A 20009-nucleotide genomic window follows, 5' to 3' on the forward strand; every position below is an offset into this window, starting at 1 on the left:
TCCTGTATGCTCAACTCAGCGGCCGTAGCGCAGGCGCAGCGTCTCTGGATAGGGTTCAAAATAGCGCTGCTGCGACAACCATTCGTGCGGATACTCTTTCATATAATGTTTGAGCAAGGTGATGGGGGCCAACAGCGGCTGCACTCCCTGACGATAGCGATCGATCAACGAGGCCAGCTCCTGTCGCTGCGACGACGTCAGCTGTTGACGAAAATAGCCCTGAACGTGCATTAACACGTTGGTGTGATTGCGGCGCGTGGCGGGATGCTTCATGAGTTTCATCAGTCGATTGCGATATTCAACGGCATACGCCTCCAGCGAGGCGTAATCATTCATTGCCGCCACAAACGGCCCCAGCTCACGATATTCCGGCTGTGAATGCGCCAGCAGCAGCAGCTTATAGCGGGTATGAAACGACATCAGCTTATGGGCCGTCAGCCCTTCGCGCCAGAGCTGATTAAACTCATGCAGCGCATAAACGCGCCCGACAAAATTTTCACGCAGGGTATCGTCATGCAGACGTCCATCTTCTTCCATCGGCAGCCAGGGCATCTCCTGCTGTAGCGCCTGTGCGAAAATCCCGATGCCTTCTTTGCGGTTATTCTTGCCGTCGGGTTCATAAATGCGTACCCGTTCCATCCCGCAGCTGGGTGATTTGGCACACAGAATATAGCCGCACAAGTGATGCAACCCAGCAACCTTCCGCGTGGCGAAATCGCGCATCTGAGCGGTAATCTCTTCGCCGCCGCTTTTGCTGAAACAGAGTGAAATCTCGTCCTGATGTTTAACCAGACGCAGGGCCGGACGCGGCACAGGCAGGCCAATCGCCATTTCCGGACAGATGGGCTCATAGCTTACGTAGGGAGCCAGCTCTTGCGTGGCAAAAGTCAGCCGTTTATGTCCGCCATCAAAACGTACGCTGTCGCCCAACAGACAGGCGCTGATTCCTACCGGGATTTTCTCACTCATACTTGTACAACCCCTAACTTCTTGTATAAGTTTAAGTGTAGCTGAAGCTGATGAATGACGCACCGAAAATCCAGCGATGCTGTGGTACAACGCAAAAAAAATCCCGCCAACAGGGCGGGATCTTATTGAGCGCTTATCATCAATGCTGAACCGGGCGTGGTAAAAAACCAGGGCTAGTAGATGTCTCCGCCTGCGGCTTCAGCCTGCGCCAGCCAAACGGGTTTGGTACTGGTTTTACTCCAGACACGGTGCAAATAGCTGTAAAAGCGTGCACGATCGCTGCGAAACAGCATAACCGGAAGCGCCAGCAGGCCAATAACCACTACAGCGCTGCGACGCAGGATAATTTTATGCAGAGGGTACATTGAATAGCTCACCTGGGCCTCCCGGAGGGTTAAACAGCGAATAATTGTTCATTAGTTAATCATCATACGCCGCATTGTGTAATTTTACTACTCATCAGACCACTTAATTGCTGGAAAAAAGTGCATTCCCGAATTTTACCTGTAAGAAAGTTACATAAATGTTGATTTAAAGTGATCGTCTTGTGCCAGAAAAACAGATTGCCACGCAAAACGCAGCGGGTTTTGCTAAAGTGCGCTTTCCGTCATTCCTTTATGGCGTTGGGGAATCATCATTTTGACCAGCGTACTGATTGTTGAAGATGAAAAAGAGATTCGCCGTTTTCTGCGCGTGGCGCTGGAAAGCGAAGCCCTGCGGGTTTATGACAGCGAAACGTTACAGCGTGGGCTGATGGAGGCTGCAACCCGCAAACCCGATTTGGTTATCCTTGATCTGGGCCTGCCGGATGGCGACGGCATCGACTTTATTCGTGATTTTCGCCAGTGGAGCAGCGTCCCGGTGATTGTGCTTTCCGCACGCAGCGAGGAGCAGGACAAAATTATGGCGCTGGATGCTGGCGCAGACGATTTTCTTACTAAGCCGTTTGGCGTTGGTGAACTGCTGGCGCGTGTTCGTGTTGCGTTGCGCCGTAAGACAGGGCTGCAGACGCCGGATCCTGTAGTGCATTTCGCTCAGGTTCAGGTTGATTTGGCTGCGCATCATATTGTGCGTAATGGTGAGACACTGCATCTGACGCCCACCGAGTTTCGTTTGCTGGCGCTGCTGCTGAATAATCCAGGCAAGGTACTGACACAGCGGCAGCTGTTAAGCCATGTCTGGGGGCCGAACGCGGTGGAACACAGCCACTATTTGCGCATTTATATGGGCCATCTGCGGCAAAAGCTGGAACAGGATCCCGCCCGTCCGGCGCACCTGCTTACCGAAACCGGTATCGGCTATCGCTTTATGCCGTAGCGCTACGCTGGCCATAAAAAAAGGCGCTGAACCTCAGCGCCTTTTTCGTAGCGATTAAACTCAGGCGTTTTTCAGCACTGCGCTCACAATCTCTACGGCTTCTTTTTCGATTTTTTCGCGATGTTCCGCACCGAGGAAGCTTTCACAATAGATTTTGTAAGCATCTTCCGTACCGGACGGACGTGCAGCAAACCAGCCGTTTTCGGTCATGACTTTCAGGCCGCCAATCGAAGCGCCGTTGCCTGGCGCACTGGTTAAACGTGCGGTGATAGGATCGCCCGCCAGCGTTGCCGCGCTTACCATTTCCGGCGACAGTTTTGACAGCGCCGCTTTCTGAGCAGAGGTCGCAGACGCCTGTAAGCGGTTGTAGCTTGGCGCGCCGAAACGTTCTGCCAGCTCGTCATAGTGCTGCTGCGGGTTTTTACCGGTTACGGCAGTGATTTCCGCCGCCAGCAGGCAGAGGATGATCCCGTCTTTATCGGTAGACCACGGCGTACCGTCGAAGCGCAGGAAAGACGCCCCGGCGCTCTCTTCGCCGCCAAAGCCGAAGCTGCCGTCAAACAGACCATCCACAAACCATTTGAAGCCCACCGGCACTTCTACCAGTTTACGACCGATATCGTTAACCACACGGTCAATCATGGCACTGGAAACCAGCGTTTTACCTACGGCAACCTCTTTGCCCCACTGCGGACGATGCTGGAACAGATAGTTGATTGCCACAGCCAGATAGTGGTTCGGATTCATCAGACCTGCAGGCGTGACGATACCGTGACGGTCGTAGTCCGGGTCATTGCCAAACGCCAGATCGAATTTATCACGTAGCGCCAGCAGACCGGCCATCGCACATTCTGATGAGCAGTCCATGCGCACCACGCCATCTTTATCCAGATGCATAAAGCGGAATGTCTGGTCGATAGCGTCGTTAACGATAGTTAAATCGAGCTGATAATGCTCGGCGATGCGTTTCCAGTATTCCATACCGGAGCCGCCCAGCGGATCAACGCCGATTTTCAGGCCCGCTTTTTTAATCGCTTCCATATCCACAACCTGGGCCAGCCCTTCAACATAAGGCTGAATCAGATCTTTTTCCTGAATATGGCCGCTGGCCCAGGCCTGCTCCAGCGACAGGCGTTTAACCTCCTGCAAATCGTTTTGAATCAGCTGATTCGCACGGTCTTCCACCACTTTGGTAACGTTGGTGTCGGCCGGGCCACCGTTAGGCGGATTATATTTAATACCGCCATCTTCCGGCGGATTATGGGAAGGCGTAATCACGATGCCATCAGCCTGAGCGCCGCCCGCTTTGTTATATTCAAGGATTGCGTTAGAGATGGCCGGGGTCGGCGTATAACCGTTATCCTGCTGCACAATGACATCAACGCCGTTGGCCGCTAACACTTCCAGCACGGAAATGATCGCCGGCTCTGACAGCGCGTGGGTATCTTTACCCACGTAACAAGGGCCAGTGATCCCGTTCTTTTTACGTTCTTCAGCAATGGCCTGAGCGATAGCCAGAATATGCGTTTCATTGAAACTCTGACGTGCGGCGCTGCCGCGATGCCCTGATGTGCCAAACTTCACCGCGTGTTCCGCATTCCCTTTTTCTGGCTGCAGAACGTAATACTGGGATGTTAATTGTGCAACGTTAATCAAATCGCTCTGCTGGGCTGGCTGCCCGGCACGGGGGTGATTGGCCATTGGCGCTTCTCCCTGACGCTTCAGTTAAATGGTGCCGCAAACCTTATCTGACAGCTCCGGTGGGAACTGCATAGCCAGCATGATATGTTCCACCATGCTGCATTTGCGGCCTGTGTTAGTGTTGGTGATCACCCAGTACGGCGTGCCGGGAACATGCTTCGGCTTGGTATGGGTGCCATGCTGCAACAGTGTTTGTTCATCGCCGGCAAAGTAAACGCGGGTGCGTCCCTGCAGCGATGCGGTGGCCTCAGCAAACGCTTCGGGATCAAGACGATATAGTGTAGATAAAATCAACATAAAGCGATTTACCGCTTTATTCTGCTCGGCGTATTCATCAGAGAGTAGCAGCTCGCGCACAGCACGCACCCGATCTTGCGCACGCGTGGTTGGCTTGCTGACTTCATTTTCCTGACGCACGCTAACAGCAGGCGCCGGGGCCGGGGCCGCAACCGGTGCGCTCTGACCAGCGGTAAATTTCAACATCCGCCGTAAAATGTCGGAGGCGCTTTCACCGATATGCTGCGTGTGGCTGGCAATATAGCGATAGAGTTCTTCGTCGACTTCAATCGTTTTCATCTTTATCCGTACGGTAATTGCTTGTGGCAGATCCAGGCGCAGCGCGTAATAGCAAATTTCAGCTGTACAATCTGTGCGCTGGTTCTAACATAAGGATTATAAAGTTAAATCCTGCGGGTCGGTAGCGACGTTGGCGCTTGCAGGCAAAAGTCAGAATATGCCGCAAAGCAATCCGGCAAACAACCACTGACCGGCAGGCAGTCTATAAACCATGATAACCTATGCTTTCCTTTCAACTGTAAGAACTTTGCCATGAATTTGAATACTCGCCTGCAAACTGAACAGTCCGATCCGAACGCACTCCCCCTTCTGCTTATTCATGGCCTGTTCGGCAGCCTTGATAACTTAGGCGTGCTGGCGCGCGGCTTAAAAGCGGATCGTCCGTTGATTCAGGTGGATGTGCGTAATCATGGCCTTTCACCGCGCAGCGATGAAATGTCGTATGCGGCCATGGCGCAGGATATGCTGGATACGCTCGATGCGCACGGCATTGATAAAATCGCGGTGACTGGTCACTCCATGGGTGGGAAAATCGCCATGACCATGACGGCGCTGGCGCCTGAGCGGATCGAACAACTGGTATTAATTGATATCGCCCCGGTTGACTATCGCACCCGACGTCACGATGAAATTTTCGCCGCGGTTAATGCAGTAACCGCCGCAAAGGTGCAGTTGCGCAGTGAAGCCGCCAGCGTAATGCGCGAAATGCTCGCTGACGAAGGCGTTATCCAGTTTCTGCTGAAATCTTTCCACGACGGCGCATGGCGTTTTAATGTTCCGGCACTCTGGGACAACTACAGCAGCATCTCCGGCTGGGAAAATGTGCCCGCCTGGCACGGCCCGGCGCTGTTTATTCGCGGTGAGCTTTCTCCCTATCTTGATGATATTCATCGCAATGCTTTGCTGGCGCAGTTTCCAGCGGCGCGAGCGCACGTGATTGCTGGCGCAGGCCACTGGGTTCATGCTGAAAAACCGGATGCGGTGCTGCGGGCTGTGCGGCGTTTTTTAGCGCTGTAAAAGCAATATGTTAACAGGCTAACAAAGATTGTCCTCGCTCTTTGGTCAGGGTATGATGGCGCGCTAAAATTTTGCCGCCGTTAAACGGGGGCAAACCGGCCCAAACGTCACCATGCGCGGCGCAAACGCGCAGCCCATTCAGTATCACGATTCTATGGCAAAAGAACAAACGGACCGGACCACGCTCGATCTCTTCGCAGATGAACGTCGCCCGGGTCGCCCGAAAACCAGTCCGCTGTCGCGTGATGAACAACTTCGTATCAACAAGCGCAACCAGCTGAAGCGTGACAAAGTCCGCGGGTTACGGCGCGTTGAACTGAAGATGAACAGTGAGGCCGTCGATGCGCTTAATGCGATGGCTGCCGAACGCGGCGTCAGCCGCAGCGAGCTGATCGAAGAGATGATTCTCGCCCAGTTGCAGGCGCTTTGAACGGCTGGAAGAAGCGCACTAAGAAACAAATGCAGCGGCTTTACGAGTTCCGCCTCCTGACGGTCTCTGCTATTATTGCCGTAATCTGCATACAACGGGCAGTTACCATATTTTTAAGTTTCAAGAGGTTACTAAACTCATGGCAATCGTAGGTATTTTCTTTGGCAGCGATACCGGCAATACAGAAAACATTGCAAAGATGATCCAGAAACAGCTCGGTAGCGATGTTGCCGAAGTGCATGATATTGCCAAGAGCAGTAAAGAAGACCTGGAAGCTTTTGATATCCTGCTGTTAGGCATCCCGACCTGGTACTACGGCGAAGCACAATGTGACTGGGACGATTTTTTCCCAACGCTGGAAGAGATCGATTTCAACGGCAAACTGGTGGCGTTGTTTGGCTGCGGTGACCAGGAAGATTACGCTGAATATTTCTGCGACGCGATGGGTACTATTCGCGATATCATTGAGCCAAACGGCGCGGTGATTGTTGGTCACTGGCCAACCGAAGGTTATCATTTTGAAGCGTCGAAAGGCCTGGCAGATGATAAGCATTTCCTTGGTTTAGCCATTGATGAAGACCGTCAGCCCGAATTGACTAACGAACGCGTTGATAAATGGGTTAAACAGATTTATGCAGAACTGCACCTGCAGGAAATTCTGGAAGCCTGATTTAACGCGCATTGTGCTGTAAATCACATTGCGTAACAGGTATTTCCTATAGAAATGATAGATACGGGTTTGAAAATTTTACTATTGAGTCGGTAGAATACCCGTATCGGTCGCGCGCTTTCCTGCCGTGGTGCTGTAAAGCGGCAGGATCTAGCGAAATGTAAACACAGCATCATATGGGCATGAACAACGCCGGACGTAGCGATCTTCTCTTTACTTCCACTTGCGATTTCACGCGCACCCTTACGGTTTTCATTTCGAAGCATCAGTTCTATAATGAGACGCTATTAGCTTAGCGTCGACCGATGTTCATGGCTGTTCAGCCACATTGTGACTAGCAAAGTAACAGGACAATATCCGCATGACTGACAATAACACCGCATTAAAGAAGGCCGGACTGAAGGTCACACTTCCGCGACTAAAAATCCTGGAAGTGCTTCAGGGACCTGAGAGCCATCACGTCAGTGCGGAAGAGTTATACAAGCGACTCATTGATATGGGCGAAGAGATCGGGCTGGCGACGGTTTATCGCGTCCTGAACCAGTTTGACGATGCCGGTATCGTTACCCGCCATAACTTTGAAGGCGGCAAATCCGTTTTCGAACTGACCCAGCAGCAGCACCACGATCATCTGATCTGCCTGGACTGCGGCAAGGTTATCGAATTTAGTGATGAGTCTATTGAATCCCGCCAGCGTGAAATCGCCACGCGCCACGGCATCAAACTGACCAACCATAGCCTTTATCTGTATGGTCACTGCGCGTTGGGCGATTGCCGCGAAGACGAAACATTACACGATAAATAATCAATTATGCTATGCAGTAAAATCAAAACCGGTGCTCAGGCACCGGTTTTTTTTACCCTTCACGCTGCCCGCATGCGTTAAAAAAACAGTGAACGGGGCGATAACGATAAACTTCACCTCTTTCTTATCCTGGAAAATATTGCCGTATCCACCGCCGTAGCTGGAGAGATTGCTGTGATTGTTGTAACGGGTGAAGTGCAGCTTAAACAGCGTATCCTTCGCTCTGCCCTGCTGAATGGTATAAAACAGGTCCAGATCCCAGCCGCCTAAGTCATACATCACACCGGCAAAAATTGCTTTTTCACCGTTGGCGTTCCAGTCAGAGCGCGCATCCCACCAGATATCAAGACGCCCGTTGGAGCTGCCACAGGAAGGCGTCATGCGCTGAAGAAAGTAGCCATGATTTGTACTGACCCAAAAAGTTGGACAGATTAACCGAGGCATCTGAGGAAGAGTTCATTTAATACATGGGCTCTTTTTTGTTTCCTGCTAACGCTAAATAAACTGTTACGTAACCGAATTATCCATCCCGCAGCTTTCTTACTTTCGCATTGCCGTCTCATCAATAAACTGTTTGTCATCTTCTTTCGTGAAAGTTTCTACTGAATTAACAATAGGTGTATCATCCGATTCCCGCTCGTAGCGGTATGGACGTATTGGCCTTCACCTCCTATTGAGAGAGTTTCAGGAATAATGTCCGCTGCTGAGTTTGTGATGGTTTGAAACCATGATAAATATAGAAGTTTTTGGCTTCTTCCGTAAGTGCGTGAACCATGATTGCACGTACACCAATATTCTCGGCTACCCGATAGCAACGAAGCACTGCGTCATGCAGTAAATCGGCACCAAGCCCTTTTCCACGGAATGAGACATCGACAGTCAGACGGGCAAGTATAATGACAGGAATGGGATCAGGCATGTTACGCCGAAGGCTGCCTGTCGCTTCTGTATGGTTGACGCTCCCGGTGGCCAGAGAGTAAAAGCCGGCTATTTGTTTAGTGTCCTTCTTACAAACCACAAACGTTCGGGCCGCTCTGAGAGCCTGGTTTTTGAGGCCCCTCTGCTTTAACCAGTCATCGAGCACGGCTTCACTGCTGACAAACTCCGCCACCTGATGAAAAGCGGATAAAGGTTCTGGTGCTGTTACACGTCCCACTGAGGTTTCCTTGCCAGCAGTTTTTCGATAACGGGATCATCTGTGACCGGTGCATCAATCATATCGATGAACTCTGCGTATTGCTCATCGTTAAAATTAAAGACGCGGCGGTCGAGGATAACATTCTCGGCAGCCTTACAGGCCATTTCCAGAATGAAATCTGTACGTGATTTGTGAAGGATTTCAGCCGCGGCATCAATGAGTGCTCGCTGAGATTCTTTGGCCCTAAGGTTGAGTTGAACATCAGATTTCATGAAATATCTCCGTATAGCATTTGCTTTACAGAGTAGCACAATGAGAATGTATAGCAAATGCTATACATCAAGTTATCTTCTTTAATATTTAGAATGATGATGTCCGCTTTGTGCCAAAAACGGCCTCTGGAAGATATTTATACTCACCCACTAATGCTTCGATTTTTGATGTCGCGCGGTGTCAGGCTTTTTCCTGTTGCAATTGTTCATGCTGCTTAAGCTCATAGTCAATAAATGCATCAATCATGCTCCGGTATACTTTTTCAATGATTACTTTCGAAAGTCCAATTTCCGCAGCTCTCTCACGCACCTTACTGATGACTTGTTCTACGCGATCCTGCGCACGAACGGCGGTACTATCGGTTTTGAACGCAGCAGCGGCTTTAACACACCCTGCACGCTGAGCTATTAATTTAACCAGCTCACTATCGATTTGATCAATACGGTCTCTAACTTCGTCAATACTGGAAAAGCACATAGATTGAACCTTTAGACTAGTACATGAGGTCAGCAGGATACATTAAATTCTGACAGGTGCCATCTATAGAATTATGAAGCGGACATTTTGCACCCTAACCTTCCTCACCCACGCCGGAAATTCGCAGAACGTATCAGGCATCATCAAGCCGTGAGGTCAGTTTTCTGACATGAACGCCTTCGGCAAGGCGCCGTTCCGGTCCCGGCCACCGCTGCCCCCACAATGACAGCAAGAGATGGCGGGGATTCGTCCATTATTTGCCGGAAGCGGGCATTACTGATATCCCGACACGTTAATAACCACGCCAGTTGGCCGCTGCATTTTAAGTTGATTAAAAAGGCATCGTTAATATGCACGATTAAAATAGCCATGATTGATGCTAAGTCCGGTCTGTCAGCCATCGTGAATGCCACATCCGGTTGAGTGCCCCCAATAAGAAACCATCTTCTATACTCTGTTACGTTTAGTTAACTTTGCCGCTGTTCATCGTGCTGCGTTGTTTTTTTAATCACCGCCTTGCCCGAAAGCCGCTGCCTGAATCCATCGATACGCCATATTTAATACTTATTCATTTCAACGGGGGACGTCCTGATATGTCGCAATCTCAACCCTCACGCCTGGGCAGCTTACTGCTGCTGCTGGCAGCCGTGATCGGCTTCGCGGTGGCTTTATACGCGTGGCTGACACCCCTCACCGGTGTTACCGGTACTATTGGTGCACTGGGTGTGGCCATCGCCAGCGCCGTGCTGGCGCTACTGACCTTTATTTTACGTGGCGCATCCCGCCGCGGTGCGCGCACTTCCCTGATTGTTATCATTTTTCTGATGTTATTCGCGATTGGTTTTGCAGCTGCGCTACTGCATCAGTACATCATTACGGCAGCAATGGTGGTCGGCCTTATTGGCCTGATTACGCTGAGCCGCAATTCCGTTCGTCATAATCATCGCATCAGAGCCTGAGGAGCTGCCCGTGCATAATGATCACTATTCTCCATTAATGAAAGTCAGCATCACGGCGCTGGCTCTACTGTTCATACCGGTGACGCAGGCGCAGAAGCAGGATAACGCTGCTGAAGCCTCTATGGGCACGCAGGAAAAACTTAATGTGGATTCGGCCAATCAACAGGCGCCGGGAACCACTGAAACCACTGAAGATGCGTCCACCGGCAAGCGTGACGGACAGAAAGTCGAGTCTGCCAGTCACGCCGCGAGCTCACTGGTGCCCTCTTCTGCCAGCTGGGACAGCTTCCATGGTCAGCTTAACGCACAGAAATATAGCCCGCTGAAACAGATCACTGCGGATAACGTCAGCAAGCTAAAGAAAATCTGGGAATTTCATACCGGAGATGTCTCGGATGGCAAAGGTGACACCCCTGCCACAGTCTGGTCAGCAACGCCAATTTTTGCCAACCAGACGCTCTACATCGGTACCCCATTTGATCGCCTGATTGCGCTGGACCCCGGTACAGGTAAAGAGAAGTGGCACTATGACACTAAATCCTCGCGCAAAGCCCTGACGCAGCCGGTACTGAAGAACCGTGGTGTCTCCTACTGGCAGGCCCGACAACCGGCTCCCGGGCAAGCGTGTCAGAAGATCGTCTATATGGGAACCGTTGATGGCAAGCTCTTTGCGCTGGATGCCGATTCGGGTAAGCCATGCAGTGACTTTGCTGACAACGGCATGCTGGATCTTAATCAGTGGAACACGGTTAACGCCAAGTACCCGCTATCTGTGCTGCAGCCGCCCACGGTCGTCGGCAACCACCTGCTTGTTGGCTGGGCTGGCAAAGACTGGGCTTATGCTGAAGCGCCTCCGGGCACCGTCTTTTCAATCAATGCGCAGACCGGCGAACGCGAATGGACTTTTGAAGCCATTCCGGCCGCAATCCGCAAACGCACCGGTACCGCCAACGTCTGGACACATATGTCTGCCGATGAGGCTCATGGACTGGTCTATCTGCCGGTCTCATCGCCATCTCCCAACTACTGGGGCGGTAACCGCGTCGATCCGATTCCGCTCGGCACGTCTACTACCGCGCTGGACATCAATACCGGTAAAGTGGTCTGGTCTCGCCAGTGGGTGCATCACGACGTGTGGGATTACGATATCAATTCGGCACCAACGCTGATGGATATCACAGTCAACGGCAAAAAGATCCCGGCACTGATTCAGGCTACCAAGCAGGGCTTTCTGTTTGTTGTGAACCGTCTGACGGGTGAGGATGTCTGGCCTATTGAAGAGCGTCCGGTGCCTCAGGGTGATGGTTCGGTGCAGGGTGAAGTTCTTTCGCCAACACAGCCATTCCCTACAAAACCTGCGCCACTGCTCGATCAATCGAAAAAGCCAGAGATCTGGAAACTGGCGGATATAGTGGGTGCCGGCCAGTGTTCACGACTATGGGATAAGCTGACCTATGAGGGCATGTACACGCCACCAACCACTAAGGGCGAAGGGACGCTAACCTATCCGGACAGCGCCGGGGGCGTTCAGTGGGGCGGCGTAGCGTACGATCCACAAAAACAGATTGCGGTCGTTAACACCTCACACATCGTGCAGTATGTGAAGCTCTATAGCCGCGAAGATTACGAAAAAGCGGATAATGGTTCCGGCAACGAGAGCGGTTTTGCCCCTCAGGAAGGTGCGCCTTACGGGCTGCGTCTGATGGTGGCGAATAACTGGCTTGGCATGCCGTGCTGGCAGCCACCCTTTGGTGAAATCGTGGCGCTGGATATGCATACGGGTGACGTAAAATGGCGTCGTCCGGTTGGCGCTTCGCAGCAGTATGGCTTCTTTATGCCGGAAAGCTGGGGATCACCCACCATCGGCGGCCCGGCAGTGACAGCGGGTGGCGTGATCTTTATAGGTGCCTCAATGGATGCCAAAGTTCGCGCCTACTCCGTGGATAACGGAGAAGAGCTGTGGTCCGATCAGGTTGAAGCACCAGCGGTGGCGAATCCGTCGATCTATGAGTATAAAGGCCGTCAGTATGTCGCATTTGTCGCAGGCGGTAATACTATTCTGAAGGATCAGGTGGGCGATCAGGTGGTGGTTTACGCGCTACCTGAGTAATCGTTCTTAAAAACATCAATACAAACAGAATGGGGCCCCAGCGCCCCATTTTTTTGTACCCGGTCCGGCGTTTCGAGCGCTCCGGACTGCCACATTGGCGATAATCGAGCCTCTCCCGCTCTGCGCAGGGATGACCGGCTTCGGCTCAGTTCGCTAAGGTATTTTTAGTTGCAGGACTGAACCCACTCATTCCTGATTAGGGCTGGGGTAAATTCTGTGGCAGGAAGTTTTAGTAAAGCCTTTGCGATCGTTAATATACAGCCTCCAGGTCCGCTGGACATTGCCTGCTGCTCCGTCTTATTTCATATACCGCTGGCCCCCGCAGGTACTTCGTTACGAAATGGCGTAAAGGCCGTTATCTGCTACATAGCCGCCCCTCCGTCAGCCGCTGTACAGCTCTCAAGTTCTGCTGCGCCTCAAACGTTCTGAAAGAACTGCGGAAGTCCGCTCTGTGCCTAAGCGGACACTGGTGCATTGGGTAACTATAAAGTTGCACTGCAGGTCAATTATGAGAAATGCTGAAAAGCTCGTTAACTAATCCCAAGTTGCATAATCAGTTATCTCTTCCATGATTAATACGTAACCTTAGCTAAGGAGAAATCATGTTAGACGAATACAAAAAATGCATTGAGGCCTGCTATCTGTGTGCAGCGGCATGTGATAACTGTGCGGCTTCATGTCTGGAAGAAGAAAACGTTGAGATGATGCGCAAGTGCATAAAACTGGATATGGAGTGTGCAAATGTCTGTCGTCTTGCAGCTCAGTTCATGGCACTTAATAGCGAGTCAGCTCAAGAGCTCTGCCGACTTTGTGCTGATATTTGTCAGAAATGCGGCGATGAGTGTGCAATGCATGAGCATGACCACTGCCAGGATTGCTCCAGAGCTTGTCATCACTGCGCCGAACAATGCAGAAAGATGGCCGCCTGAGAAAAAAATCAAATTACCAAACCCGCTTCGGCGGTTTTTTTAATCCCGTAGAGAAAATTCAGCAGGATGAGATTAAGAGTACAGGCGGGAAATGGATCTATTCGTAAGTGTCATCCTCAACGACAAATGCTTGCACAGATTATTTAAATGGCTCAATGCCCGTTTTTCGCTCATAGCAGACATTTGCGTGCTCGTCTCAAAGACGTTCAGGTTTCCTGAACTGGAAGGTGCCTTGATTTCAACGTCCCGAAAAAGCATTCTGCGCAGGCGTTATCGAGGTAGTTACCTTTGCGGGAAATATTTTGCATGATGCCAAATTCATGTAACAGATATTGGTACCATCTATGACGGTATTGCCAGCCCTGATCTGAATGCAGAACCGGATTGCTGCCCGCATCAAGTCGGGAAAATGCCTTAATCACATCGGCATGGTTGGGCGTTCTGAAATACTGTAGGAAATCACTTCGTTATTGAAGAGATCAATAATGGGGGAAAGATAGAGTTTGCGACCGTTGACAGCGAATTCAGTGACATCGGTGACCCACTTTTCATTAGGCCGTTTTCGCTTTACTGAAGCCAATTTCGTTTGGTGCTGCCGGGCCGCTATTGCTTATTTTCCACGCGCCAAATAACGCCACATCCAGGCCGATAAAATCTGCCGCATAGCCAGAATTAAAATCCAGGCTACTGTTAAAGGTGGAATGATGCAGATTAGCCTGATATTGCCCATACTTTCGCTTGCAGGATCCATGTCTTTGCGATCGCGCTGGCGTTGCCAGTAATAAACAATACCAACAACCATATAAGGTTATTTATGAGAAAACATCATTATGTTCAGGATGTTTTTTTCAGCCTGATAATGAGACAAGCAATAGTGTAAAGTAGTCTTAAAAATAGCACCGATTAAATAATTTACCCGACAGCAATCAATCTAATAAATACAAACTTGAGGCTTATTCTCAGGACGCTAAATAAAACATCCTGAGAATAAATTTAACGGGCGTAGACCGGAAGGAGATCAGCGTAGCTCAGTAACGACACCACGATATTCAGAACGGCAAACAACAGCACCAGAAACACCGGCAGATTACCGCCTTTTAAACGCCAGCCTTGAGGTTGTGGAAAGCGTTGTCTGGCGCGCCAGACAAGCAGCGCCGGCGTGATAACCGCCCAAACGGTAGCTGCCAGCCCGGCATAACCAATTGCGACCAGAAAACCATTCGGCCAGATTAGCGCAGCGGAAAGCGGAAAGATAAAGGTGAGCAACGTAGTTTTTAACCGCCCTGTCGCATGGTTATCGGTTTTCAATAAATCAGCCAGATAATCAAACAGCCCCAGCGTAACCCCAAGAAATGAACTGGCAACGGCGAAAGTTGAAAAAACAGTGAGCAGTACACTAAGCGAGGCGTTTTGCAGTAAATTGCCTAAAGCGTCAACCAGCGCATCGATATTGCCGCCGCGTTGGGCAATCGCAATAAAGTCCGTGCGGGGAATATTGCCCATGGTGCCAATAATCCAGACCAGATAGATCATCAGCGCCGCCAGGGTTCCCAGCAATAAACAGCGCGCCACTTTTTTGCCATTGCCCTGGTAATAGCCGATCAGTCCGGAAATATTGCCATGATAGCCAAACGAGGCCAGGCAAAAAGGAATCACCATCCAGCCATAGCGCAGATAATGGCTTTCCGTTGCAATGGTATCAAACAGCAATGCCGGCTTAACATGACCAAGCAGGCCGCCGAACAGCAGAAAGAAAGTAATAACTTTCGCGCCCAGAAAGATCAGCGTAACGCGGCTGACTGCGGCGGTCCCCAGCCAGACAAACAGCGCCACCAGCAGCGTAAAACCCAGTCCCGCCGCTCTGGCAGAGACCGGCATCGCCAGCGCAGCAAAGGTATGCTGCAAAATAGCGCCGCTGGCTGAAATATAGGCATAGGTCAAAATACCCAGCACAAAGAGGATGGACGCACCGTTAAGCAGGTTCCAGCGCTGTCCCAGCAGATCGCGCGTCAACGTATCGAAGCCCGCCCCGCCTGGATAGTGCAGACTTGCCTCAAGAAACATCAGCCCGGACAGCAGCATGCAGAGCCAGGTGAATAATAAAATAGCTGACGACCAGCTAAACCAGGCACCGGACATCACCACCGGCAGCGAAAACATACCAGCCCCGACTATCGTACCGGTAATGATCAGCGTGCCCCACAATATTGAGGGAAGCTTGCTGGCGGAAACCGCTGTTTCCATAACACGTCCTTAGAATGATATTTGTTCATTTAATATTCAGTTGGCACTCTGTCTGGCTGAAAGGCCATTAAGGAAGATATTCTACCCTATAGTGAACTCATGAACTAGTACATGTCAGAAAAAACAGATCAATGCGCTGCCAGCATAAAATGGGCATCGTATTTCCTGGTGTAATGTTTTCTCGCTGCCTGCCACTGCCAGGGTTGCAACAAGCAAAAAAAGGCGGCTCAGTGAGCCGCCTTTGATTACTGAAACGTCTTACTCGCCGCTTTTAGCCCAGGTATCACGCAGGCCAACGGTACGGTTAAATACCAGATGCTGCGGACTGGAATAAACGCTGTCGGCACAGAAATAGCCTTCGCGTTCAAACTGGTAAGGCGAGGTGGCTTCAGCCTGTTTCAGGCCTGGTTCGACAAAGCCATGCTTAATCACCAGCGATTCCGGGTTAATGGTTGCAAGGAAATCTTCCGCCGCGCCCGGATTCGGCACGCTAAACAGACGATCGTAAAGACGGAACTCGGCCGGTGCCGCATGTTCTGCCGATACCCAGTGGATAACGCCTTTCACTTTACGGCCATCCGCCGGATCTTTGCTCAGCGTATCAACATCGCAGGTGCAGAAAATGCAGGTAATATTACCCTCTTCATCTTTCGCGATACGCTCGGCACGGATAACGTAGGCATTACGCAGACGCACCTCTTTACCCAGTACCAGACGTTTGTACTGCTTGTTCGCTTCTTCACGGAAATCAGCGCGATCGATCCAGATTTCACGGCTAAAAGGCACTGCACGCGTGCCCATCTCCGGCTTATTCGGATGATTTGGCATGCTAATGATCTCTTCATGACCGGCTGGCAGGTTCTCAATCACCACTTTCACCGGATCGAGCACTGCCATTGCGCGCGGCGCATTTTCGTTCAGATCGTCACGAATACAGGACTCCAGCGCCGCCATCTCCACGATGTTATCCTGTTTGGTCACGCCTATACGGCGGCAGAATTCGCGGATAGACGCAGCGGTATAACCACGGCGGCGTAGGCCAGAAACGGTAAGCATGCGCGGATCGTCCCAGCCTTCCACCACTTTCTCTGTTACCAGCAGGTTCAGCTTACGCTTGGACATAATGGCGTATTCAAGATTCAGGCGAGAGAATTCGTACTGACGCGGATGTACCGGGATGGTGATGTTATCCAGCACCCAGTCATACAGACGGCGGTTATCCTGGAACTCCAGCGTACAAAGCGAATGGGTGATCCCTTCCAGCGCATCGGAAATGCAGTGGGTGAAATCGTACATCGGATAGATGCACCACTTGTTGCCGGTCTGATGATGCTCGGCAAATTTTACACGGTACAGCACCGGATCGCGCATTACGATAAAGTTGGATGCCATATCGATTTTAGCGCGCAGGCAGGCGGTGCCTTCAGCAAATTCACCGTTGCGCATTTTCTCAAACAGCGCCAGGTTTTCTTCCACGCTGCGATCGCGGTATGGGCTGTTTTTACCCGGCGAGGTCAGCGTACCGCGATATTCGCGGATCTGTTCCGGCGACAGTTCATCGACATAGGCCAGACCTTTGTTGATCAGCTCAATGGCGTAGTGATAAAGCTGGTCAAAATAGTTGGAGGAGTAACGAACTTCACCACTCCACTGGAAACCCAACCATTGCACGTCACGCTTGATTGACTCGACATACTCGATATCTTCTTTTACCGGGTTGGTATCGTCAAAACGCAGGTTACATTCGCCCTGATAATCTTGCGCGATGCCAAAGTTCAGGCAGATAGATTTTGCGTGACCAATATGCAAATAGCCATTTGGTTCCGGTGGAAAACGGGTATGCACACTGCTGTGCTTGCCGCTCGCCAAATCTTCGTCGATGATCTGACGAATAAAATTAGTTGGGCGGGCTTCAGCCTCACTCATCACTGTATCCTCAACACGAAATGTCTGGTCGTTATAACCAGGAAATAACGGATATGATCCACAAAGCGTGCAAGGGAAACAACCGTTTGTTAGCGCTGAGGCAGAAAAAAGGCAGGAATCGCTTCCTGCCTGAAGAGGTTTAACGCAGAGGCGCGTTATTTCTGGATTTCGTACAGTTTGCTTTCGCCTGCAATCACCGTTCCGGTGGCCAGCGATGCCATTCCGGCGAAGTCGTCGATATTGCTCACCACCACCGGGCTGATCATGGAGCGGGCGTTGGCATTAAGGAAATCGAGATCCATTTCCAGCACCGGCTGACCGGCGCTCACGGTTGCGCCCTCTTCCACCAGTCGCGTAAAGCCTTTACCCGCTAACGCCACGGTATCCAGCCCCATATGCACCACGATTTCCACGCCATTTGCCGTTTCCAGGCAGAATGCATGATTAGTGTTAAAGATTTTCACTACCGTTCCGGCAATCGGCGCTACTACTGTTTTGCCGGTAGGTTTGATCGCTACGCCATCACCCACTGCTTTGCTGGCGAAAGCTTCATCAGGCACCTGATCAATTGGCACAATTTCACCGCTTACCGGCGCGACCAGGGTGGCAATCGTTTGCTGAGCGTTCGCCGGAGCCGCTTTTACTGCAGGCTCAGCGGCAATAACTGGCGCTGCGCCGCCGGATGCCGCTACCGGCCCTTTTGCCAGGACGTTTTTCATTGCTGAGGCGATGGATTCCGCCTGGGCGCCGACAATAATTTGTACGCTCTGCTTGTTCAGACGGATCACGCCGGATGCGCCTAAACGCTTCGCCAGCTGTTCGTTCAGCGCCGCGCTGTCTTTTACATTCAGACGCAGACGCGTAATACAGGCATCAATATGCGTCAGGTTAGCTGAACCACCTACCGCGCTGATATAGCGACGCGCCAGGGATTCGGTTTCCGTTTCGCCTTGCAGGTTATTTTCGACATTTACATCGTAGCCATCCGTCTCATCACCGGAAACCGCCAGTTCACGGCCCGGAGTCAGCAGGTTGAAGCGTTTGATGGTAAAACGGAACACCAGATAATAGATAACAAAGAACACCAGCCCCTGCGGGATTAGCATATACCACTGGGTCGCCAGCGGATTGCGCGATTGCAACGCCATATCCACCAGCCCAGCGCTGAAACCGAAACCGGAGATCCAGTGCATGCTCGCAGAGATAAACACTGAAATACCGGTCAGGACCGCGTGGATAAAGTAAAGCACCGGTGCCACAAACATAAAGGAGAATTCCAGCGGCTCGGTAATACCGGTAAAGAAAGCCGCAAACGCTGCGGCGATCATAATACCGCCTACTTTGGCGCGGTTTTCTGGATGCGCGCACTGATAAATCGCCAGCGCGGCGCCCGGCAGACCAAACATCATGATCGGGAAGAAGCCCGCCTGATATTGCCCCGTTACGCCAACAATGCCTTTTCCGCTGGCAATGGACTGCGCGCCGCCGAGGAAGTTAGGGATATCGTTGATGCCCGCCACGTCAAACCAGAAAACAGAGTTCAGCGCATGATGCAGACCGACCGGAATCAGCAAGCGGTTGAAGAAGGCATAAACGCCGGCGCCAGCAGAACCCAGTTTTTGAATATGTTCGCCAAAAGAGACCAGCGCGTTGAAAATAAGCGGCCAGACATACATCAGAATAAAGGCGATCAGAATCATCAGGAAGGAGACCAGAATAGGCACCAGCCTGCGTCCGCTAAAGAAGGAGAGCGCTTTCGGCAGTTCTACGTGGCTGAAGCGGTTATAAACTTCAGCAGAGAGAATACCCACCAGAATACCGACAAACTGGTTATCAATTTTGCCGAATGCGGCTGGCACTTGCTCCAGCGGCATTTTCTGAATCATCGCCACTGCCGCTGGTGAGCAGAGCGTGGTCACGACCAGAAAGCCTACAAAGCCCGATAGCGCCGCAGCACCGTCTTTATCTTTCGACATGCCATAAGCAATACCGACGGCGAACAGCGCAGGCATATGTTCAATAATCGCGCCGCCCGATTTAATCAGCAGCGCGGCCAGTGCGTTACCCGCTCCCCAACTATCGGGATCGAGCCAGTAACCGACGCCCATTAAAATTGCGGCGGCGGGTAGCGTAGCAACAGGCACCATCAGCGCCCGGCCCACCTTTTGCAAATAACTAAGAATATTCACTCTTTCCCCCTGTGAGAATCAAAAAAGGCGTCTGAAGCTGTTACTTTTATTATCACATCCCTCAGATAACCTAACGAAAGTACAGCATGCTACGCAGTGTAAAAAGAATTTAATTCGCTTCGCAAATTAAAACCGCTCCGTATGTGACAGTTGTCACCATAAACTTGATTGGAACTTGCATGGCGCTGGTTATCTTTCCCTACTTATTTTATGATTAAAAATATCCGGACGGCGATCTCCTTTACGGTAAGTGTTAACAGGTCAAAATACGCTTAGATA

The 20009-nt window shown here is 51.3% G+C and carries 19 protein-coding genes and 2 pseudogenes; 8 read left to right on the top strand and 13 right to left on the bottom strand.

Features of this window, described 5'->3' with window-relative positions:
• Positions 1–15: 15 nt before the first annotated feature.
• Both B1H58_RS01165 and B1H58_RS01170 read right to left on the bottom strand, forming a co-directional pair.
• Positions 16–969, bottom strand: a complete 954-nt coding sequence (locus tag B1H58_RS01165) for a YbgA family protein (protein ID WP_085067597.1) — start codon at positions 967–969, stop codon at positions 16–18.
• 173 nt (positions 970–1142) lie between these two features.
• Positions 1143–1334 carry a YbfA family protein gene (locus tag B1H58_RS01170; RefSeq protein WP_085067598.1) on the bottom strand — a complete coding sequence of 64 codons (192 nt, stop codon included), beginning with the start codon at positions 1332–1334 and terminating at the stop codon, positions 1143–1145.
• Between the two features lie 274 nt (positions 1335–1608).
• Between B1H58_RS01170 and kdpE the strand changes: the two genes are divergently transcribed.
• The gene (gene kdpE / locus B1H58_RS01175; protein WP_085067599.1) at positions 1609–2286 is read left to right on the top strand and encodes a two-component system response regulator KdpE; all 678 of its coding nucleotides are present in this window, start codon (positions 1609–1611) and stop codon (positions 2284–2286) included.
• 60 nt (positions 2287–2346) lie between these two features.
• Here the strand turns inward: kdpE and pgm are convergent, their stop codons facing one another.
• Positions 2347–3987: a phosphoglucomutase (alpha-D-glucose-1,6-bisphosphate-dependent) gene (gene pgm / locus B1H58_RS01180; protein WP_157130128.1), complete on the bottom strand. Its 1641-nt coding sequence runs from the start codon at positions 3985–3987 to the stop codon at positions 2347–2349.
• Between the two features lie 24 nt (positions 3988–4011).
• Complete coding sequence (gene seqA / locus B1H58_RS20530; RefSeq protein WP_157130129.1) at positions 4012–4563, bottom strand: replication initiation negative regulator SeqA; 552 nt, start codon at positions 4561–4563, stop codon at positions 4012–4014.
• A gap of 252 nt (positions 4564–4815) precedes the next feature.
• Here seqA and ybfF point away from each other — a divergent pair, with 252 nt between their 5' ends.
• The 4 genes from ybfF (at position 4816) to fur (ending at position 7485) form a co-directional block, all read left to right on the top strand.
• A complete protein-coding gene (ybfF, locus tag B1H58_RS01185; protein ID WP_085067600.1) occupies positions 4816–5580 on the top strand; it encodes an esterase in 765 nt (254 codons plus the stop codon).
• A gap of 154 nt (positions 5581–5734) precedes the next feature.
• Entirely contained in the window at positions 5735–6010 is a 276-nt protein-coding gene (gene ybfE, locus B1H58_RS01190; RefSeq protein WP_085072204.1) for a LexA regulated protein, read from the top strand.
• Positions 6011–6149: 139 nt separating this feature from the next.
• A complete protein-coding gene (gene fldA / locus B1H58_RS01195; RefSeq protein WP_085067601.1) occupies positions 6150–6680 on the top strand; it encodes a flavodoxin FldA in 531 nt (176 codons plus the stop codon).
• Between the two features lie 361 nt (positions 6681–7041).
• On the top strand, positions 7042–7485 hold the full coding sequence (gene fur, locus B1H58_RS01200; RefSeq protein WP_085067602.1) for a ferric iron uptake transcriptional regulator: 444 nt from the start codon (positions 7042–7044) through the stop codon (positions 7483–7485).
• An 81-nt stretch (positions 7486–7566) separates the two neighbouring features.
• Here the strand turns inward: fur and B1H58_RS01205 are convergent.
• The 4 genes and pseudogenes from B1H58_RS01205 to B1H58_RS01220 all read right to left on the bottom strand — a co-directional run.
• Positions 7567–7890: pseudogene (locus B1H58_RS01205) on the bottom strand (ChiP family protein); the annotation flags it as partial.
• A 265-nt stretch (positions 7891–8155) separates the two neighbouring features.
• Positions 8156–8641: a GNAT family N-acetyltransferase gene (locus B1H58_RS01210; RefSeq protein WP_085067603.1), complete on the bottom strand. Its 486-nt coding sequence runs from the start codon at positions 8639–8641 to the stop codon at positions 8156–8158.
• The gene (locus B1H58_RS01215; protein ID WP_085067604.1) at positions 8629–8895 is read right to left on the bottom strand and encodes a type II toxin-antitoxin system TacA family antitoxin; all 267 of its coding nucleotides are present in this window, start codon (positions 8893–8895) and stop codon (positions 8629–8631) included. The genes B1H58_RS01210 and B1H58_RS01215 overlap by 13 nt, the downstream gene beginning before the upstream one ends.
• Positions 8896–9076: 181 nt before the next feature.
• Complete coding sequence (locus B1H58_RS01220) at positions 9077–9373, bottom strand: chorismate mutase (RefSeq protein ID WP_085067605.1); 297 nt, start codon at positions 9371–9373, stop codon at positions 9077–9079.
• Positions 9374–9966: 593 nt separating this feature from the next.
• Between B1H58_RS01220 and B1H58_RS01225 the strand changes: the two genes are divergently transcribed.
• The 3 genes from B1H58_RS01225 (at position 9967) to B1H58_RS01235 (ending at position 13371) form a co-directional block, all read left to right on the top strand.
• The gene (locus B1H58_RS01225) at positions 9967–10332 is read left to right on the top strand and encodes a hypothetical protein (RefSeq protein WP_085072205.1); all 366 of its coding nucleotides are present in this window, start codon (positions 9967–9969) and stop codon (positions 10330–10332) included.
• Between the two features lie 37 nt (positions 10333–10369).
• Complete coding sequence (locus B1H58_RS01230; RefSeq protein ID WP_418304144.1) at positions 10370–12442, top strand: pyrroloquinoline quinone-dependent dehydrogenase; 2073 nt, start codon at positions 10370–10372, stop codon at positions 12440–12442.
• A 602-nt stretch (positions 12443–13044) separates the two neighbouring features.
• Positions 13045–13371 (top strand): four-helix bundle copper-binding protein, encoded by a 327-nt coding sequence (locus B1H58_RS01235; RefSeq protein WP_085067607.1) that lies wholly within the window; start codon positions 13045–13047, stop codon positions 13369–13371.
• 233 nt (positions 13372–13604) lie between these two features.
• Here the strand turns inward: B1H58_RS01235 and B1H58_RS01240 are convergent.
• From B1H58_RS01240 to nagE, 5 genes and pseudogenes are all read right to left on the bottom strand, one after another.
• Positions 13605–13939: pseudogene (locus B1H58_RS01240) on the bottom strand (transposase); the annotation flags it as partial.
• A gap of 42 nt (positions 13940–13981) precedes the next feature.
• Complete coding sequence (locus tag B1H58_RS01245) at positions 13982–14173, bottom strand: hypothetical protein (protein ID WP_085067608.1); 192 nt, start codon at positions 14171–14173, stop codon at positions 13982–13984.
• 191 nt (positions 14174–14364) lie between these two features.
• Positions 14365–15615 carry a tryptophan permease gene (gene mtr, locus B1H58_RS01250; RefSeq protein ID WP_085067609.1) on the bottom strand — a complete coding sequence of 417 codons (1251 nt, stop codon included), beginning with the start codon at positions 15613–15615 and terminating at the stop codon, positions 14365–14367.
• 258 nt (positions 15616–15873) lie between these two features.
• Positions 15874–17541, bottom strand: a complete 1668-nt coding sequence (gene glnS, locus B1H58_RS01255) for a glutamine--tRNA ligase (RefSeq protein WP_085067610.1) — start codon at positions 17539–17541, stop codon at positions 15874–15876.
• A gap of 155 nt (positions 17542–17696) precedes the next feature.
• On the bottom strand, positions 17697–19724 hold the full coding sequence (nagE, locus tag B1H58_RS01260) for an N-acetylglucosamine-specific PTS transporter subunit IIBC (RefSeq protein ID WP_208615345.1): 2028 nt from the start codon (positions 19722–19724) through the stop codon (positions 17697–17699).
• Positions 19725–20009: the final 285 nt, after the last annotated feature.

Origin of the sequence: Pantoea alhagi (assembly GCF_002101395.1) — a bacterium.
GTDB lineage: Bacteria > Pseudomonadota > Gammaproteobacteria > Enterobacterales > Enterobacteriaceae > Mixta > Mixta alhagi.